Annotated in this window: 20 protein-coding genes; 19 read left to right on the top strand and 1 reads right to left on the bottom strand. The window is 36.0% G+C overall.

Annotated features, from left to right (window positions below):
* Window positions 1-218: 218 nt before the first annotated feature.
* A complete protein-coding gene (locus tag FLA105534_RS03965) occupies window positions 219-1,469 on the bottom strand; it encodes an NAD(P)/FAD-dependent oxidoreductase (protein WP_173964742.1) in 1,251 nt (416 codons plus the stop codon).
* 101 nt (window positions 1,470-1,570) lie between these two features.
* Here FLA105534_RS03965 and FLA105534_RS03960 point away from each other — a divergent pair, with 101 nt between their 5' ends.
* From FLA105534_RS03960 to FLA105534_RS03870, 19 genes are all read left to right on the top strand, one after another.
* Complete coding sequence (locus FLA105534_RS03960; RefSeq protein ID WP_173964741.1) at window positions 1,571-3,091, top strand: HAL/PAL/TAL family ammonia-lyase; 1,521 nt, start codon at window positions 1,571-1,573, stop codon at window positions 3,089-3,091.
* Window positions 3,092-3,130: 39 nt separating this feature from the next.
* Entirely contained in the window at window positions 3,131-4,366 is a 1,236-nt protein-coding gene (locus tag FLA105534_RS03955; RefSeq protein WP_173964740.1) for a WG repeat-containing protein, read from the top strand.
* Window positions 4,367-4,458: 92 nt separating this feature from the next.
* Window positions 4,459-5,190 (top strand): 3-oxoacyl-ACP reductase FabG, encoded by a 732-nt coding sequence (gene fabG, locus FLA105534_RS03950; protein WP_173964739.1) that lies wholly within the window; start codon window positions 4,459-4,461, stop codon window positions 5,188-5,190.
* A gap of 186 nt (window positions 5,191-5,376) precedes the next feature.
* Window positions 5,377-6,612 carry a beta-ketoacyl-[acyl-carrier-protein] synthase family protein gene (locus FLA105534_RS03945; protein WP_173964738.1) on the top strand — a complete coding sequence of 412 codons (1,236 nt, stop codon included), beginning with the start codon at window positions 5,377-5,379 and terminating at the stop codon, window positions 6,610-6,612.
* Window positions 6,605-6,859 carry an acyl carrier protein gene (locus tag FLA105534_RS03940; RefSeq protein WP_173964737.1) on the top strand — a complete coding sequence of 85 codons (255 nt, stop codon included), beginning with the start codon at window positions 6,605-6,607 and terminating at the stop codon, window positions 6,857-6,859. The genes FLA105534_RS03945 and FLA105534_RS03940 overlap by 8 nt, the downstream gene beginning before the upstream one ends.
* Window positions 6,859-7,737: an LpxL/LpxP family acyltransferase gene (locus FLA105534_RS03935; RefSeq protein WP_173964736.1), complete on the top strand. Its 879-nt coding sequence runs from the start codon at window positions 6,859-6,861 to the stop codon at window positions 7,735-7,737. The genes FLA105534_RS03940 and FLA105534_RS03935 overlap by 1 nt, the downstream gene beginning before the upstream one ends.
* 329 nt (window positions 7,738-8,066) lie before the next feature.
* Window positions 8,067-8,969, top strand: a complete 903-nt coding sequence (locus FLA105534_RS03930; protein WP_173964735.1) for an NADPH-dependent FMN reductase family protein — start codon at window positions 8,067-8,069, stop codon at window positions 8,967-8,969.
* 16 nt (window positions 8,970-8,985) lie between these two features.
* Complete coding sequence (locus FLA105534_RS03925) at window positions 8,986-10,119, top strand: beta-ketoacyl-ACP synthase III (protein WP_173964734.1); 1,134 nt, start codon at window positions 8,986-8,988, stop codon at window positions 10,117-10,119.
* Complete coding sequence (locus tag FLA105534_RS03920) at window positions 10,119-10,550, top strand: hypothetical protein (protein WP_173964733.1); 432 nt, start codon at window positions 10,119-10,121, stop codon at window positions 10,548-10,550. Before FLA105534_RS03925 ends, FLA105534_RS03920 begins: the two co-directional genes overlap by 1 nt.
* Before the next feature lie 10 nt (window positions 10,551-10,560).
* Window positions 10,561-11,025, top strand: coding sequence for an ABC transporter permease (locus tag FLA105534_RS03915; RefSeq protein WP_173964732.1), 465 nt, complete (start codon window positions 10,561-10,563; stop codon window positions 11,023-11,025).
* A 23-nt stretch (window positions 11,026-11,048) separates the two neighbouring features.
* Window positions 11,049-11,453, top strand: a complete 405-nt coding sequence (locus FLA105534_RS03910) for a hypothetical protein (RefSeq protein ID WP_173964731.1) — start codon at window positions 11,049-11,051, stop codon at window positions 11,451-11,453.
* Complete coding sequence (locus FLA105534_RS03905; protein ID WP_173964730.1) at window positions 11,453-12,451, top strand: BtrH N-terminal domain-containing protein; 999 nt, start codon at window positions 11,453-11,455, stop codon at window positions 12,449-12,451. Before FLA105534_RS03910 ends, FLA105534_RS03905 begins: the two co-directional genes overlap by 1 nt.
* A 7-nt stretch (window positions 12,452-12,458) precedes the next feature.
* Window positions 12,459-13,211, top strand: a complete 753-nt coding sequence (locus tag FLA105534_RS03900) for an ABC transporter ATP-binding protein (RefSeq protein WP_173964729.1) — start codon at window positions 12,459-12,461, stop codon at window positions 13,209-13,211.
* Complete coding sequence (locus FLA105534_RS03895) at window positions 13,201-14,490, top strand: ABC transporter permease (RefSeq protein ID WP_173964728.1); 1,290 nt, start codon at window positions 13,201-13,203, stop codon at window positions 14,488-14,490. Before FLA105534_RS03900 ends, FLA105534_RS03895 begins: the two co-directional genes overlap by 11 nt.
* Window positions 14,465-14,914, top strand: a complete 450-nt coding sequence (locus FLA105534_RS03890) for an acyl-CoA thioesterase (protein ID WP_173964727.1) — start codon at window positions 14,465-14,467, stop codon at window positions 14,912-14,914. Before FLA105534_RS03895 ends, FLA105534_RS03890 begins: the two co-directional genes overlap by 26 nt.
* A 101-nt stretch (window positions 14,915-15,015) precedes the next feature.
* Window positions 15,016-16,155 carry a beta-ketoacyl-[acyl-carrier-protein] synthase family protein gene (locus FLA105534_RS03885; RefSeq protein ID WP_173964726.1) on the top strand — a complete coding sequence of 380 codons (1,140 nt, stop codon included), beginning with the start codon at window positions 15,016-15,018 and terminating at the stop codon, window positions 16,153-16,155.
* Complete coding sequence (locus FLA105534_RS03880; RefSeq protein ID WP_173964725.1) at window positions 16,152-16,691, top strand: hypothetical protein; 540 nt, start codon at window positions 16,152-16,154, stop codon at window positions 16,689-16,691. Before FLA105534_RS03885 ends, FLA105534_RS03880 begins: the two co-directional genes overlap by 4 nt.
* Window positions 16,692-16,695: 4 nt before the next feature.
* Window positions 16,696-17,313 (top strand): 3-oxoacyl-ACP synthase, encoded by a 618-nt coding sequence (locus tag FLA105534_RS03875; protein WP_173964724.1) that lies wholly within the window; start codon window positions 16,696-16,698, stop codon window positions 17,311-17,313.
* 2 nt (window positions 17,314-17,315) lie between these two features.
* Complete coding sequence (locus FLA105534_RS03870) at window positions 17,316-17,573, top strand: phosphopantetheine-binding protein (RefSeq protein WP_017496902.1); 258 nt, start codon at window positions 17,316-17,318, stop codon at window positions 17,571-17,573.
* Window positions 17,574-17,650 lie beyond the last annotated feature (77 nt).

The raw sequence follows: 17,650 nt of genomic DNA, 5'->3' as shown, positions 1-17,650 counted from the left end.
TAGAAATGGTTAATGCACAAAAAAGAGCTCCATATAGGCGAAATATGGCGCTCTATTAGAAACAATTACCTAAATAAAAACAGAAAAGAAACCTCTTCTCTTTTTATATCCCAGAGGGATAAAATATTTATAGAAATGGTTAATGCACAGAAAAGAGTTCCATATAGGCGAAATATGACGCTCCATTAAAAAACAATTACCCAAATAAAAAGCCCTGATTATTCAGGACTTTGTTCTTTTTGCATATTTAGTAGATATGCCATATTCTTGATCACGTGATCGTGTTTTTTTACAAACGGATTTTCCTCGTTCCAAACATATCCTGCCAATACCGAACATATCTTTTCCTTCACATCCGGGTTTTCCGGCTGGTGAAAAAATAAAGTCTGAAGATTTCCTGTATACCATTCCTGTACATAAGTGGTGAAAACGGCTATTCCTCGTTTCATATATTGTGTAAATTCAACTTCCCAATCCACAGCGATTCCTTGTGATTCTTTAAGGTATAATTTTGCTGCCAACATTCCGGATTCAGTTGCAAAAGCAACACCTGATGAGAAAACAGGATCTAAAAATTCCGAACTGTTACCCGTCAAAGCAAAACCATCACCGTACATTCTTTTTACCGCTCGTGAATAATTTTCAAGTTTTACCGGTTTAAACAAAAATTCTGTTCCTTTAAATCTTTTGATATAATAATCGGATTTCTGAATGGCATTTTTTAAAGCCTCGGCATTGTCTTTATTTTCTGAAAGCGAATTAATAAAATCGGTTGGCCCTACCACTCCTAAACTGGTATTTCCGTTAGAGAAAGGAATTACCCATAACCAGACTTCGGTTTCCAGGATATCAAATGAAATTTGAGTTCCTTCTTCACCTTCTTCCCTATTAATATCTTTTACGTGTGTAAATATCGAAGAATGCGGATCTAATTTTGAAGGGGTATCCAAATCTAAAAGTCTTGGCAAAACACGTCCGTATCCACTGGAATCAATAATGAATTTAGCATGGATTTCTTTTAGATTTCCATCCTTATCTTTTACAATTGTTTTAGAGTTTTTACCCTCAAAAGACACTTCGAGTACCTCTGTTTCAAATTCCAGATCAATCCCTTTTCTAAGTACTTCCTGTGCCATCGTATGATCAAAATCTGCACGCGGCACCTGCCAGGTCCAGTCCCAGCCTTCGCCAAATTTTTTACTGAAATCAAATACACAAATCTCTTCTCCTCTGATAAAACGAGCACCAAGTTTTTTCTCAAAATTCATAATATTCAGACTCTCAAAAAGCTCAGCCTCAGCAAAATGATCCATTACTCGCGGAATAAGACTTTCCCCTACCACAAGCCTCGGAAACCTCGTTTTTTCAACTACTTTTATCTTAATATTATTTTTATGAAGATACGATGCCGAGACACATCCTGATGGTCCTGCGCCAATGACTAAAACATCAACAAACTCCTTTATCATATTAAAATTATTATCAATTATTAACCTACATTTGCCATCATCAAAATAACTACATTTATTTTGATAAATAAAATTAAATTAGCACAATCAAAACCAGTTTAATGAATACAATTAATGAATATTTAAGTTTAGCAGAATTCGAATCTATTATATTTTCAAACAACAAAGTTTCGATAAGCAATGCTGTTTTAAACAGAGTGAATGAAAGCTTCAATTTCCTAAAAGAATTTTCAGGAAACAAAGTAATATATGGCGTAAACACTGGTTTTGGACCAATGGCTCAATATAGAATTAAAGAATCTGACCAGATACAATTACAATACAATTTAATTAGAAGCCACTCTTCAGGAACAGGAAAACCTTTGAGTCCTGTTTGTGCAAAAGCAGCGATACTGGCTCGTTTAAATACTTTATCATTAGGAAATTCAGGTGTTCATCCTTCTGTAATTCACCTAATGGCAGAACTAATCAACAAAGATATTACTCCTCTTATTTTTGAACACGGTGGTGTAGGTGCCAGCGGAGATTTGGTACAATTGTCACACCTGGCTTTGGTTTTAATTGGTGAAGGCGAAGTTTTTTACAAAGGAGACAGAAGACCAACTTCTGAAGTTTTTGAAATCGAAGGTTTAAAACCTATCCAGGTAGAAATCAGAGAAGGTCTGGCTTTAATAAACGGAACTTCTGTAATGACCGGAATTGGGGTTGTAAATGTACATCATGCCAATAAATTATTAGACTGGTCTCTAAAATGTTCCTGTGCAATTAACGAATTGGTTCAGGCATACGACGATCACTTCTCTGAAGAATTAAACCAAACCAAACGTCACAAAGGGCAACAGGAAGTAGCCTCAAGAATGAGACAAAATCTTTCCGACAGTACCTTAATCCGTAAAAGAGAAGACCACTTATATTCTGGAGAAAACACCGAAGAAATCTTTAAAGAAAAAGTTCAGGAATACTATTCGTTGCGTTGCGTACCTCAAATTTTAGGTCCGGTTTTAGAAACAATTAATAACGTTGCTTCTATTCTCGAAGACGAATTTAACTCCGCAAACGACAATCCTATTATAGATGTAAAAAACAAACACGTTTATCACGGAGGAAACTTCCACGGTGATTATATTTCGCTTGAAATGGATAAACTGAAAATTGTTATTACCAAACTGACCATGTTAGCTGAACGTCAGCTGAATTATTTATTGAATTCAAAGATCAACGAAATCCTTCCTCCGTTTGTCAACTTAGGAACTTTAGGATTTAATTTCGGAATGCAGGGGGTACAGTTTACTGCCACCTCAACAACTGCCGAAAGCCAAATGTTGTCTAATCCAATGTACGTTCACAGTATTCCGAACAACAACGACAATCAGGATATTGTAAGTATGGGAACCAATGCAGCCGTTATTACTTCAAAAGTGATCGAAAACTCTTTCGAAGTTTTAAGTATCGAAATGATTACCATTGTTCAGGCAATAGATTATTTAGGACAAAAAGATAAAATTTCATCTGTTACCAAAAAATGGTATGACGATGTTCGAAACATCATTCCTGAGTTTAAAGAAGATCAGGTCATGTATCCTTTTGTTCAAAAAGTAAAAGATTACCTGATTCACAGTTAATACTTATTTTTACATTATTAATATTGAACCTTTAAAATCATGAAAAAGACACTTATTTTTTTATTTGCATTCACTATTCAATTTGTTAATAGTCAGGAACTGGCTTTAGTTAAAAAAGATTCTAAAATCGGATACATCTCCAAAGACGGAAACTTTAAAATTGAGCCTCAGTACAAATCGGCAAAAAGCTTTTCTGAGGGACTGGCAGCTGTAGAAAACAATGGAAAATGGGGGTTTATAGATGCTAAAGGCGCATGGGTAATTCCTGCTGATTTTAAGAATGTAAAAGATTTCAACAGCGGAATTGCAATTGTTCAAAAAGACAAGGATTGGGTTTATATTAATACAAAAGGTGAAATCCAGAAAGCTCCTTTTTCAGAAAAACTTTTTGACTTTGAAGATGGCGTAGCATTTATCAGACAAAGCGGTAAGGTAGGATTAATCAATTCGAAAATGGCCGTTGTTCTGGAACCAAAATACGATCAAATCAAATCTTTTGAAAACGGTTTTGCAAGAGTTGAAAACAATAAAAAATGGGGAATTATTAATACTGCCGGTAAAGAAGTGATTGAGCCTGTTTATGAGGAAATAGGTAATTATTTCAAAAACACAAGCTGGGCAAGAAAAGATAAAACCTTTGGAATTGTTAGCTCCGGAACTTTTATTCCAGTTGATGGAGCTGAAAAAATCTGGGATTTTGACACTCAGGATCTGACCTATGCCAGGAAAAATGGTAAGGTTGGGTTTATTGACTTAAAAGGAAATTGGGTGATTACCCCGATATACGACAAAGTAAAAGCGTTCTCAAAAAACTTAGCTCCGGTTTGTGTAGGTTCAAAATGGGGGTTTATCAATCCGAAAGCAGAATTTGTAATTGAACCTACTTACAGCGACGCCGAAGTTTTTAGTCCGGACGGACTGGCTCCTGTAAAAGAAAAAAACTGGGGATTCATCAATCAAACCGGAAAATTGGTTATTCCAACGCAATACGGTATCACGGCAAACGGATTTGTCATTGCGTTATTTGTAAAACAAGACAAAGGTTTTATTGATGGTGTGGCACGAGTAAAAAACGAAGGGAAATGGGGATTTCTTAAACCAGACGGAACCGTGTTAGGCAACCAATGGTTTGAAAATGCCGAACTATTTTCGCAATCAGGAGAAAGAAACAGCACAGCCGAAGTCTCTGCTGAAAAACCAAAAGCAGAAACAAAAACTGCAGCGAAGTCAGAAACAAAAGCGGCTACAAAATCGGCAGTCAAAAAGAAGAAATAAAACCTATTAATCAATACTAAATAAGCTCTGAATATGAAATTGTTAATCGAAAAACAATACCATACCGAGCGACTAAAAAATAAATTCTGAATATGAAATGTGTATTAGTAACTGGCGGTTCACGAGGAATTGGAAGTGCTATTTGTAAAAAATTAGCCGTTGATGCAAATTATCATATCCTGATTAACTACCACTCGAATAAAACAGCTGCTGAAGCAACACTTCAGGAAATACAAAAATTAGGAGCAACAGGCGAAATCTTAGGTTTCGATGTTTCCAATTTTGAAGAGGTACAAAAAACGTTAACACAATGGCAGGAAGCTAACCCTGAAGCTATTGTAGAAGCTATCGTCAACAACGCGGGAATTACAAAAGACGGTCTTTTTATGTGGATGACTCCCGAAGACTGGAACGGTGTAGTAAACACGAGTTTAAACGGTTTTTTTAATGTAACGCAGTTTTTTATCCAAAAAATGCTGCGCAATAAATATGGCCGAATTGTTAATATGGTTTCTGTTTCGGGTGTAAAAGGAACAGCCGGACAAACCAATTATTCGGCAGCAAAAGGTGCAATTGTTGCAGCCACAAAAGCATTGGCTCAGGAAGTTGCTAAACGAAACATTACTGTAAATGCAGTCGCTCCTGGTTTTATCAAAACAGATATGACAAGCCAATTGGACGAAAAAGAATTACTAAAATTAATTCCGGCAAGCCGTTTTGGTGAAGCTGAGGAAGTTGCAGATTTGGTAAGCTTTTTGATTTCAAAAAAATCAAGTTACATTACAGGAGAAATTATAAATATAAACGGAGGAATTTATTCTTAGAAAATATTTTAAACACATAGAAACATAGATTTTTATGTACAAAGAGTACAAAAAAGAAATAGATTTCTTTCACATAGATCGCTATGTGTATTTCAAATAAGTGAAACGCCTATTTTGAATTTACAAAAGCTATGTTCCTATGTGTTAAAAATTGCAAGTAACGGATAAAAATTACTTTTAAAGACGATGAATAAGAGAGTTGTAATTACTGGGATGGGAATTTATTCTTGTATCGGAACTTCTTTAGATGAAGTAAAGGAATCTTTATACAACGGAAAATCTGGTATTCAGTTTGATTCTGAAAGAAAAGAATTTGGTTTTCAATCTGCCCTAACGGGAATGGTTCCGAAAGCTGATTTAAAAAATTTATTAACCCGAAGACAGCGTATGAGCATTGGTGAAGAAACCGAATATGCTTATATGGCTACTATCGAAGCATTGAAAAATGCGAATATTGATGACACTTTTTTTGATAATCGCGAAGTGGGTATTATGTACGGAAATGACAGTGTCTCAAAAGCTGTTATTGACGCTAATGATATTGTACGAGAAAAAAAAGACACTGCCTTAATAGGCTCGGGAGCTATTTTTAAATCGATGAATTCAACGGTTACAATGAATTTATCAACGATTTTTAAACTTCGTGGTATCAATCTTACCATAAGTGCAGCCTGTGCCAGTGGATCGCACTCTATAGGTCTCGCTTATTTTTTAATAAAAAGCGGATTCCAGGATATTATCATTTGCGGAGGCGCGCAGGAAATCAACAAATACGCCATGAGCAGTTTTGATGGTTTGGGTGTTTTTTCGGCCAGAGAAAACGAACCCGAAAAAGCTTCCCGCCCTTTTGACAAGGATCGCGACGGATTAATTCCAAGTGGTGGCGGTGCAACGTTAATTCTGGAAAGCTACGAATCAGCAATTGCCAGAGGTGCTACCATTATTGCCGAAGTTGCCGGTTACGGATTCTCTTCAAATGGCGGACATATCTCAACTCCCAATGTCGAGGGCCCGTCTATAGCCATGCAGCGAGCGCTCGATGATGCACAACTAAAAGCAACCGATGTTGATTATATAAATGCTCATGCAACCTCAACTCCGGTGGGGGACGGAAATGAAGCCAAGGCGATCTTTGAGGTTTTTGGAGAGAAAAATCCGTATGTAAGTTCTACCAAATCAATGACAGGTCACGAATGCTGGATGGCCGGAGCAAGTGAGGTAATTTACTCTATCTTAATGATGCAGCACGATTTCATTGCCCCAAACATCAATTTAGAGAATCCAGACGAAGATGCTGCTAAATTAAATTTGGTCAAAACTACTTTAAACAAAAAATTTGACATATTTTTGTCCAATTCCTTCGGGTTCGGAGGAACCAACTCTGCGTTGGTGGTTAAAAAGTTTAAATTGAACGATGAATAAAGAAGAGATTATAGCAAGAATTAATGGTTTTTTGGTTGATGAATTTGAAGTAGACAATGATGATATTGAACCAGATGCTAATTTAAAAGATACACTTGGATTAGATAGTTTAGATTATGTAGACTTAGTAGTCTCAATCGAAGCTAACTTTGGTGTAAAACTGGTAGAAGTTGATTTTGTTGGAATTGCTACTTTTCAGAATTTCTATGACCTTATCGAAACCAAACTAAAAGCTAAAGCTGTTTAATGAGTCAATGGGATGGCAAATCAAAAGGTACAGTTTTAGGCTATAGAATATTCGTTTTTTTAATACAAAAAGCGGGTGTTAAGGCTGCTTATGTCCTGCTTTATTTTGTTGCTTCGTATTACTTTTTGTTTTTAAAAAAAAGCAACAAAGCCATTTTCTATTACTTTAAAGAAAGGCTGCAGTATTCCTGGTTCAAATCTAAAAAAATGGTTTTCAAAAGTTATTACACTTTTGGACAAACCATCATTGATAAAATCTCGATTTCGGCAGGAATGCGAAATAAGTTCACTTATGAATTTGACGGAATTGAGATCCTGAAAAAGCTTTTGGCTGAAAAAAAAGGAGGTGTTTTGATTAGTGCCCATGTTGGAAATTTTGAAATTGCCGAACATTTCCTTGGTGATATCGATCTCAATTTTCAAATCAATCTGGTTACTACTGATCTGGAACATTCTTCCATAAAAAAGTATCTGGAAAGCGTTACTCAAAAACCTACCGTAAAATTCATCATTATCAAAGAGGATCTTTCTCATATCTTTGAGATCAATGCTGCATTGGCCAATAACGAATTGGTTTGTTTTACCGGTGACCGCTACTTTGAAGGCACAAAATCTCTTTCGGAAAAAATATTGGGTCAGGAAGCTCATTTTCCGGCAGGTCCGTTTTTAATTGCTTCAAGATTAAAAGTTCCTGTTGTTTTTGTGTATGTCATGAAAGAACCCAATTTACATTATCATTTGTACGCAAGAGAAGCTGCCGTGAAACATCGTGATGAAAAAGGCTTACTGAAAGAATATGTACAAAGCGTTGAAACTATTCTGCAAAAATATCCTTTGCAATGGTTCAATTATTTCGATTTCTGGAATGATTTGAGATAAGACTTAAAGGATCTCAGCATCTCACAAAGACGCGAGGGCGCAACGTTTTTTCTTCTTTTTTGTCATTTCGACCGAAGGGAGAAATCACACCCTTTTAGTCACAAAGATTGTCGACTTAGTTTGCGGAGTTTCTTGTGTGATTTCTCCCTTCGGTCGAAATGACAAACTGTACTTAAAAACTCATTTCAAATTAAAACTTTGCGCCCTCGCGTCTTTGCGAGATAAAAAAAACAACAAAAATTCATCGCCAAAAACGATTCGTTTAAACAAGAAAATTCGTTTAAATAAATTTACTTATTTTTGTTCGCAACCAAAGTAAGTAAACCTCCATGAAAAACGTTCTCGTTATTTATTATACGCAGTCTGGACAACTGGGAACAATCGCACAAAACATTGCAAAACCGTTCCTAAATTCAGAAGAAATAAATGTAACTTTTCACGAAATACAACTGCAGCAACCCTTTCCTTTTCCATGGAATAAAGCTGCCTTTTTTGATGCTTTCCCGGAATCATTTCTACAAATTCCAACCGAATTAAAACCCCTTCCGGAAGAAATTCTAAACACAAAATACGATTTGGTATTATTTCATTATCAGGTTTGGTATTTATCTCCTTCCATTCCTATAAATTCCTTTCTAAAAAGCGCCGATGCTAAAAAAATACTAAACAACACCCCTGTCATCACCATCAGCGGCTCTCGCAATATGTGGATTATGGCACAGGAAAAAATCAAAGTTTTACTAAAAGAGTCCAATGCTCAGTTAGTTGGAAACGTTGCTTTAGTAGATCGTGTTGGAAATTTAATCAGTGTAATCACGATTGTAGAATGGATGTTTTCTGGCGTTAAGAAAAAATATCTTGGCATTTTTCCGTTGCCGGGAGTATCCGAGAGGGACATACAGGAGTCGGATAAATTTGGAGAAGTGATCCTTTCTGAATTCAATCAAAATCAATTACAGCATTTACAACCCAAACTGGTTGCCATTGATGCTGTTAAAATCAGCCCCTATCTGGTAACCGTAGATAAAACGGCAAATAAAATTTTTAATAAGTGGTCGAATCTGATTTATAAAAATCAAAAAAACAGAAAAACGCTTCTTAAGGTATTTAATGTTTATTTATTCCTGGCAATATGGTTAATCTCGCCAATAGTGTATATATTGCACCTTATTACCTACCCCTTTAAGTTAAAAACCATAAAAAGAGAAACTCAATATTATCAAGGAGTTTAGAAGACGAAATTAGATTATGTTTGAAGTATATATTACCAAAGCCGCAAAGTATTTGCCAAATGAAGCCATTTCTAATGACGAGATGGAAAGCTATTTAGGTCTCATTAATGATGCTGCTTCTAAAGCAAGACGCATTATTTTGCGCAATAATAAAATTACAAGCCGTTATTACGCTATAGACAAATCCGGAAAAAGCACCCATAACAACGCCGAGTTAACGCGAAATGCAATCGTGCAGTTGTTCGACGAAAACTTTACAGCACAGGACCTTGAAGTACTTTCGTGCGGAACCTCAACTCCTGATATCTTCCTGCCTTCACATGCTGCGATGGTACACGGTTTATTAAAAAACAAATCTGTAGAACTAAATTCGTCAACAGGGGTTTGCTGTGCGGGTATGAATTCTTTAAAATTTGGTTTCCTGTCTATAAAATCAGGGAACTCAAAAAATGCCATTTGCACAGGATCTGAAAAAGTTTCAACCTGGCTAAATGCCCAAATGTATAACCACGAAGCTGCCAATCTGAAAAATCTGGAAGAACAGCCTATCATTGCATTCAAAAAAGATTTTTTACGCTGGATGTTGTCTGATGGAGCGGGAGCATTTTTACTAGAGAACCAACCAAAAGGACCTGTCTCTTTAAAAATTGAATGGATGGAAGCCTTTTCCTATGCTTACGAATTAGAAACCTGTATGTATGCCGGTGGTGATAAATTAGAAAATGGCGAGATCAAAGCCTGGAGCGATTATGCACCGGAGCAATGGTTAAACGAATCGGTTTTTGCCATCAAACAGGATGTAAAATTACTGGATGAATTTATTCTTTCTAAAGGAGCGGAGAGCATGAAAGAGGCTATGGATAAAAACAGCATCACCTCCGATCAGATTGATTATTTTATTCCTCATGTTTCTTCTAACTTTTTTGTGGAAGGACTAAAAAAAGGACTAACCGAGAAAGGAATCGGGATGGCCGATGAAAAATGGTTCATGAATCTTTCAAGAGTAGGGAATGTTGGTTCAGCCTCTATTTACTTAGCTTTGGAAGAATTAATGAATTCAGGAAATTTAAAAAAGGGAGATCGTATTCTATTGTCTGTTCCTGAGAGCGGAAGATTCTCCTTTGCTTATGCTTATTTAACCGTTTGCTAATGGAAACAAGTTTACTTTTAGAGAAAGACGCTGTCGAGAATTTATTACCGCAAAAGTTTCCTTTTGTAATGGTAGATAAAATGTATTCGTTTACCGAAACCTCATTGGTCGCAGGTTTAAAAATTCAAAACGATAATGTTTTTTCTGACAACGATACTTTTTTAGAAGCAGGTTTAATCGAGCACATGGCACAGTCTGTGGCGTTGCACACAGGTTACCAGTTTTTCCTGAAAAACGAAACGGCCCCAACGGGTTACATTGGTTCGATCAAAGAAATTGAAATCAAAAAATTGCCAAAAGTCAATGATACGATTCAATCTACCATAACTATTTTACAGGAGTTTGCCGGAATTACGCTGGTAGACATTGTAACTTATCTGAATAATGAAGAAATTGCGAACGGACAAATGAAGACCGTTTTAGCCAAATAATATATTAGGTATGAAAACCGGAGTTGACATACAAAACTATTTACCCCACCGAGCACCACTGCTTATGGTGGATTTAATTTTGGATATAGATTCCAGTTTTGTAGAAACCACATTTTTGATCCGGGAAGATAATATTTTTGTTGAAAACGACATTTTTATTGAAGCCGGGTTAATTGAAAACACCGCACAAACCTGTTCGTCTATTGTAGGCAAAAAATATTTTTTTGACGAAGACGGAACAGAAAATGAGAACGTAAATGTATTGGGCTTTATTAGTGCAATAAAAAACCTGAAAATACATACACTGCCAAAAGTAGGTGATACTATTATTACCAAAGCCAATCTGGTTTCAAAATTTGCAGGCGACGATTATACGCTATGTACCATGAGCTGCGAGAGTCTGCTTGCTGACAAAATACTTTTAGAATGCGAAATTAATTTGTTCATTCAAAAAACAATTTCGGTTCCGGAATAGTTACAATCAAAAAGAAAAAGGCCATGGAAAAAGAAAATGTACCACAAGACAAAGGCAATCTCACCAAAAACAATCTGAAAGAACTGCTTTATGCCACCGATGAAAATGGCGACTATACCACAACCTTAAGCACTGGTTGGGAGCCTAAAACCATCGCATTATCCAATTCGATCGATGAAATAAACGAACGAATTGCCGAAGCAAAACTACAGGTAAAAACTGGAGAAGTAAGTCCGATTTGTTATTATATGGAACTCAACAAAATGGATCTTACTATTTTATCCAGTTATGTTGGAATGTGGAAATGGCGCGTAAAAAGACATTTTAAACCCACCGTTTTCGCCAAGTTAAACAACTCTGTTTTACAGAAATATGCCGATGCTTTTGAGATTTCAATTGCTGAATTAAAAAATATTAAAACCGCGTAATGCAAACTAATTTTACACATCATCAATCTGCTCATTGCGAAAATGGAGTGGCTTCGAATTTGTTAAAAAACAACGGACTAAATATCAGCGAGCCGATGGTTTTTGGTATTGGTTCCGGACTTTTCTTCGTATACCTGCCGTTTATAAAAGTAAATCATGCTCCCGCAATTAGTTACAGAACTTTGCCTGGACAGATCTTTAACAAACTGGCGAGCCGTTTAAACTTAAAAATAAAAAGACAAAAATTTTCTTCAACAACAAATGCTAATAAGGCTTTGGACGAAAATTTAAAGAACAATATCCCAACCGGATTACAAGTTGGCGTGTATCATTTGAGTTATTTCCCTGATGAATACCGCTTTCATTTTAACGCACACAATTTAGTCGTTTACGGAAAAACCGAAACTGATTATCTTGTTAGCGATCCTGTTATGGAAACGGTTACTACCCTGACACATGACGAACTCGACAAGGTGCGTTTTGCCAAAGGTGCTTTTGCTCCAAGAGGCCAAATGTACTATCCGATTCAAATTCCGAAAGAAGTTGATTTGAAAAGCGCCATTATCAAAGGAATCAAAAATACCTGCCGCGATATGTTGGCCCCCATGCCTATTGTTGGGGTACGCGGGATCAAATTTGTTTCAAAGCAAATTAGAAAATGGCCTGTAAAACATGGCACTAAAAAAGCCAATCATTATTTGGCACAAATGGTCCGTATGCAGGAAGAAATCGGTACAGGTGGCGGAGGTTTCCGATTTATCTATGCCGCATTTTTACAAGAAGCTTCGGTTATTTTAAATAATGAAGAATTAAAATCTCTTTCAAAAGAGATGACACAAATCGGAGATTCATGGCGTGATTTTGCCGTTGAAGCCTCAAGAATTTACAAAAACAGAAGCGCCAAAGAAGATGCCTACAATACAATTGCCGATGAACTTCTGGACATTGCCAATCGTGAAGAAATCTTTTTCAAAAAACTAAAAAAAGCTATTAGCTAAAAATATTTTGCAATCCATTATAAAAATAGAATCCCTTTCGAAAAAGTACAAAAATGCAGATCTGTATTCTTTGAACGATGTTTCGCTGGAGATTAGTGAAGGTCAGATTTTTGGGTTACTAGGACCGAATGGTGCCGGAAAAACCACTTTAATCTCTATGCTTTGCGGACTAATAAAACCAACCTCAGGGCATTTCACGATCGACGGGCTAAATTATACCCATCATTCCTCCAAAATCAAAAAAATCATTGGTGTTGTCCCTCAGGAATATGCTTTGTACCCTACACTAACGGCCCGAGAAAATTTACATTATTTCGGAAGCATGTACGGACTAAAAGGCAATTATCTAAAAGACAAAGTCATTGAAACTTTAGATCTTTTAGGATTATTAAAATTTGCCGACAAGCGTATCGAAACTTTTTCAGGCGGTATGAAACGCAGAGTCAATTTGATTGCGGGAATTTTACACAATCCCAAAGTTTTGTTTTTAGATGAACCAACCGTTGGTGTTGATGTACAGTCTAAAAATGCCATTATTGACTATCTGAAACTCTTAAATCAAAACGGAACAACCATTATATATACCTCACATCATTTGGCAGAAGCAGAAGATTTCTGTACCAACATTGCCATTTTAGACCGCGGCAAAATTTACGCTCAGGGTACACCTTCAAGCCTAATTGCTTCTACTGAAGAAGCCCGCAACCTTGAAGAAGTTTTTATTTCATTAACCGGTAAAGACTTTAGAGATGGTATATAAAATTTGGATGTCAGTCGTAAAAGAATTCCTCCTGCTCAAACGAGATCTGGGCGGTTTGATCATTTTATTCATCATGCCTTTGGTTCTGGTGATTACAGTAACCCTAATTCAGGACAGTACTTTTAAAACCGTTAGTGACACCAAAATTCAGATTTTGCTGGTTGATAACGATAAAGGTTCAGTGTCTAAAACCGTTTTTGATAATCTGGAAAAAAGTCAGCTTTTTAGTGTGGTCACACAAATTGATAATAAACCCATTACCGAAGAAATTGCCAGGGAAGCCGTTTACAAAGGAAAGTTTCAACTGGCGATTGTAATCCCGGAAAAACTAAGTGTTGATCTGCAAACCAAAATTGATCAGAATGTCGAAAACATTGTGAGCAAAATGGGGTTAACAGAAACAGATACCTCGGCTCAAGCCAAAAAACCAAAAGTAATTAAAGAAAAAGAAGTCAAATTGTATTTTGATCCGGCAGTTCAAATGAGCTTCAAAAATGCTGTGATGAGCTCCATCGATAAGATGATTTCTCAAATCGAGACAAAATCCATTTATACGACTTTTCAAAATCAACTGGGAGAAGGAAATGCCGAATTTGAGCAAAAAAGCTTTATCACGTTCAAAGAAATCATTCCAAAAATAAACAACAAAGAAGTACGCCCTAATTCTGTACAGCACAATGTTCCGGCCTGGACACTTTTTGCCATATTTTTTATTGTGATTCCGTTGTCCATCAATATAGTAAAAGAAAAATCGCAGGGAACATTTGTTCGATTATTGACCAATCCGGTTTCTAATATTGTGGTTATTATTGGTAAAACCATTACCTATTCTGCCATTTGTATGATACAGTTTTACATGATGGTGGCCGTGGCAATCTTTTTATTTCCACATATTGGTTTGCCTCCTTTAAATGTCGAAGGCCATTTATTTTTAATGAGTGTTGTAGCCTTATTTTCAGGTTTTGCAGCCATTGGCTTTGGAATTTTATTGGGAACTATCGCGAGCACGCAGGAACAATCGGCTCCTTTTGGTGCGACAAGTGTTATTATTCTGGCGGCTATTGGCGGAATTTGGGTTCCCGTTTTTGCAATGCCAAACATCATGCAAATTATTGCCAAATCATCTCCTATGAATTGGGGATTAGAAGCTTTCTATGATGTTTTATTGCGCAACGTTTCTTTCCTTGAAATCATCCCAAAAATAAGTTTGTTATTTTTGTTCTTTATTATCACAACATCTATTGCCTTATTCTATGACAAAAAGAAAAGAACAGTATAACGAAGCCACTGCCCTAACCGTTTCACATGAAATCAGAATTCGTTTTAACGAAACGGATCCGCTTGGAATCGTTTGGCACGGCAATTATATCACCTATTTTGAAGATGGACGTGAAGCGTTTGGCCGCGAACACGGACTTACCTATTTGGATATTGCCAAAACAGGCTACACAACTCCAATCGTAAAATCAAAATGCGAACACAAATTGTCTTTGCGTTATGGCGATGTCGTAACAATAGAAACTACGGTCATTGACACACCCGCTGCAAAAATGATCTATCGTTTTAAAATACTGGATGATAAAGGTGAGGTGGCCTGCACCGGAGAAACCGTTCAGGTTTTTTTAGATCAGGACGGAAATCTAATGTTGACGAATCCTCCTTTTTACGAAGAATGGAAAAAGAAAGTTGGATTGTTGAAATAAAACACGAATTGACACAAATTAAAAAAATAACAAACTGTATAAATCTGCTTAATCTGTTAAATCTGCGTGTCCTAAAAAATACGCCGGAATAAAATCATAAAATGTTAAAAGAAATATACATTACACAAACCAACTGCATCACACCATTAGGTTTTGATGTCAAATCAAATGTTGAAGCAATTCTTCGCGGTGATTCGGGCATTCAGCTAAATAATGACATTTCTTTGATGCCGGTTCCGTTTTATGGTTCGGTAATTCATGATGAAAAAATAAACAGTGCCTTTGCAAAAATCAGCACTGAAACAAAATACTCCCGCTTGGAGAAAATGATGATTCTGGCTTTAGAACCTATTATCAAAAATGCAGCGGTTAAATTAGATTCAAAAACGGCTTTTATACTTTCGACCACAAAAGGAAATGTAACCGCTTTAAAAGATAATTCAGAAGAAAGTTTTATTAACGCACATTTAGATGTTCTGGCAAAAAATATTGCCCCTTTTTTCGGATTTCAAACACAGCCCATTGTGGTTTCGAATGCTTGTGTTTCAGGAATTTTAGCCATTTCTGTCGCCAAAAGAATGATTCAGTCTGAGTTGTACGACAACATTTTTGTTGTCGCTGGCGACGAAGTTTCAGAATTTGTTTTGTCCGGTTTTAATGCTTTTCAGGCCATGAGCGACTTGCCTTGCAAACCCTATTCTAAAAACAGAACCGGTGTAAGCTTGGGAGAAGCGACGGCAGCAGTGCTAGTTACTGCCGAAACTACAAATGCCAAAATAAAAGTTATCGGAGACAGTTCGATAAACGATGCCAATCATATTTCGGGTCCTTCGAGAACAGGTGAGGGTTTGTTCAGAAGTATTCAAAATGCTTTGAAAGAAGCTCAAATTGAACCCCATAAAATCGATTATATTTCGGCACACGGAACTGCAACTCCGTTTAATGACGAAATGGAGGCCATTGCCCTAAACCGTTTAGGTCTGCAAAATGTCCCGGTCAATAGTCTGAAAGGATTTTACGGTCATACTTTAGGCGCTTCCGGATTATTGGAAACCGTAATTGCTATTGAATCCGTAAATCAAAATATCCTTTTTGAATCAAAAGGTTTTGATGAAATTGGGGTTAGCGAATCTATAAATGTAATTGAGAAAAACGAAGAGGCAACGATTGATTTTTTCCTGAAAACAGCTTCCGGATTTGGCGGTTGTAATACAGCTGTGGTATTTGAAAAGATAAAATGAGACGTTTAAAGAACTTAAATAGGAAAAAAAGTATCGAGCAAAGTAAGTTAGTTTATTCTGAAAGTTGGCTTGACAAATTTGATGCAATAATTCTTTATTTATTTTTTAGTTGGGGGTTTCTAATGCCTTTCTTGGTTTATTTTAATCCTCATAGGGATTATTCAAAAACTGGAATTGAGTTTTATCTGCTTTTTATTTTTAGTTTATTTTGCGCATTTACAATTTATCGAAAAGCGACTGAAAAACAGCTAACTAAAATTATCAGCAAATACAATGCGGAAGAAAACAAATTACTTATTAATCAGTATTGCGAAAAAAAAGGTTTTGAAAAACATAGAAATTCTGGAAATATAATAATTTATAATAATCTTAATCCTCTGGCTATTAATTCGATGTTTCAAACAAGTAGAATATTTATTTTAGACAAAAATGACATTTATTTGACAATGATTAAAGAAAATCAAAAATTGAACACTCCTGTTCTTTTTTCACAAATAAGTTTAAAGAGGGATATTAAGAATCTGTGTCAGCAATAAAATAATGAATCCAAACAAAACTCACATACAATCCTATTGCACCATTGAAAACAACGAAATTGTTTTGAACGGAACTTCTGTTTTCAAAATTGAACCGACCAATTTTGGTGATTTCTCTAAACAGGCCTATCGCAATTTTGACATTCAATACCCGAAGTTTTTCAAGATGGATGCTTTGAGCAAACTGGCTTTTTTAGGAGCTGAACTGCTTTTGAGTCCCATAACTTCAACGAAACAGGAAAACAATATTGCCTTGGTTTTGGCCAATAAATCATCGAGTTTAGATACCGATGTTAAATACCAGGAATCTATCTCCGACAAAGAAAATTACTTTCCAAGTCCTGCGGTTTTTGTTTATACACTGCCAAATATTTGTCTGGGCGAAATAAGTATTCGCCATCAGCTGAAAAGTGAAAATTCTTTCTTTATATTTGATGCCTTTAACACTGAATTTATGTCCAATTATGCTACTATTCTTCTGAATACAAATAAAGCCGACGTGGTTCTTTGTGGCTGGGTAGAATTTTTCAACGACGATTACAAGGCTTTTCTTTGCACGATTAGCAAAGAAGAAAGCGCAAAATATAACAACGAAAATATCAATACATTATATAATAAATAATCATGGAAGCATTAAAAGAAGAATTAAAAAATAAAATCATTACAACTCTTAACCTTGAAGATATCGCAATCGAAGATATTGCAGATAACGACCCTTTGTTTGGAGATGGTTTAGGTTTAGACTCCATTGATGCGCTTGAATTGATCGTAATTTTAGATAAGGATTACGGAATTAAACTAGTTGATCCAAAAGAAGGAAAAACCATCTTTCAATCCATCGAAACTATGGCGGCGTACATTAGCGCAAACAGAACGAAATAGATTTCAGATTTTAGACTTCAGATTTTAGATTTCTTAAACAGAAATATTCGAAATCTGAATAATCGTTTAAAAAATCT

Origin of the sequence: Flavobacterium collinsii, assembly GCF_902804485.1 — a bacterium.
Classification (GTDB): Bacteria; Bacteroidota; Bacteroidia; order Flavobacteriales; family Flavobacteriaceae; genus Flavobacterium; species Flavobacterium collinsii.
Note: the sequence above shows the minus strand (reverse complement) of the source record. Positions and strands in the feature narration are given on the sequence as shown.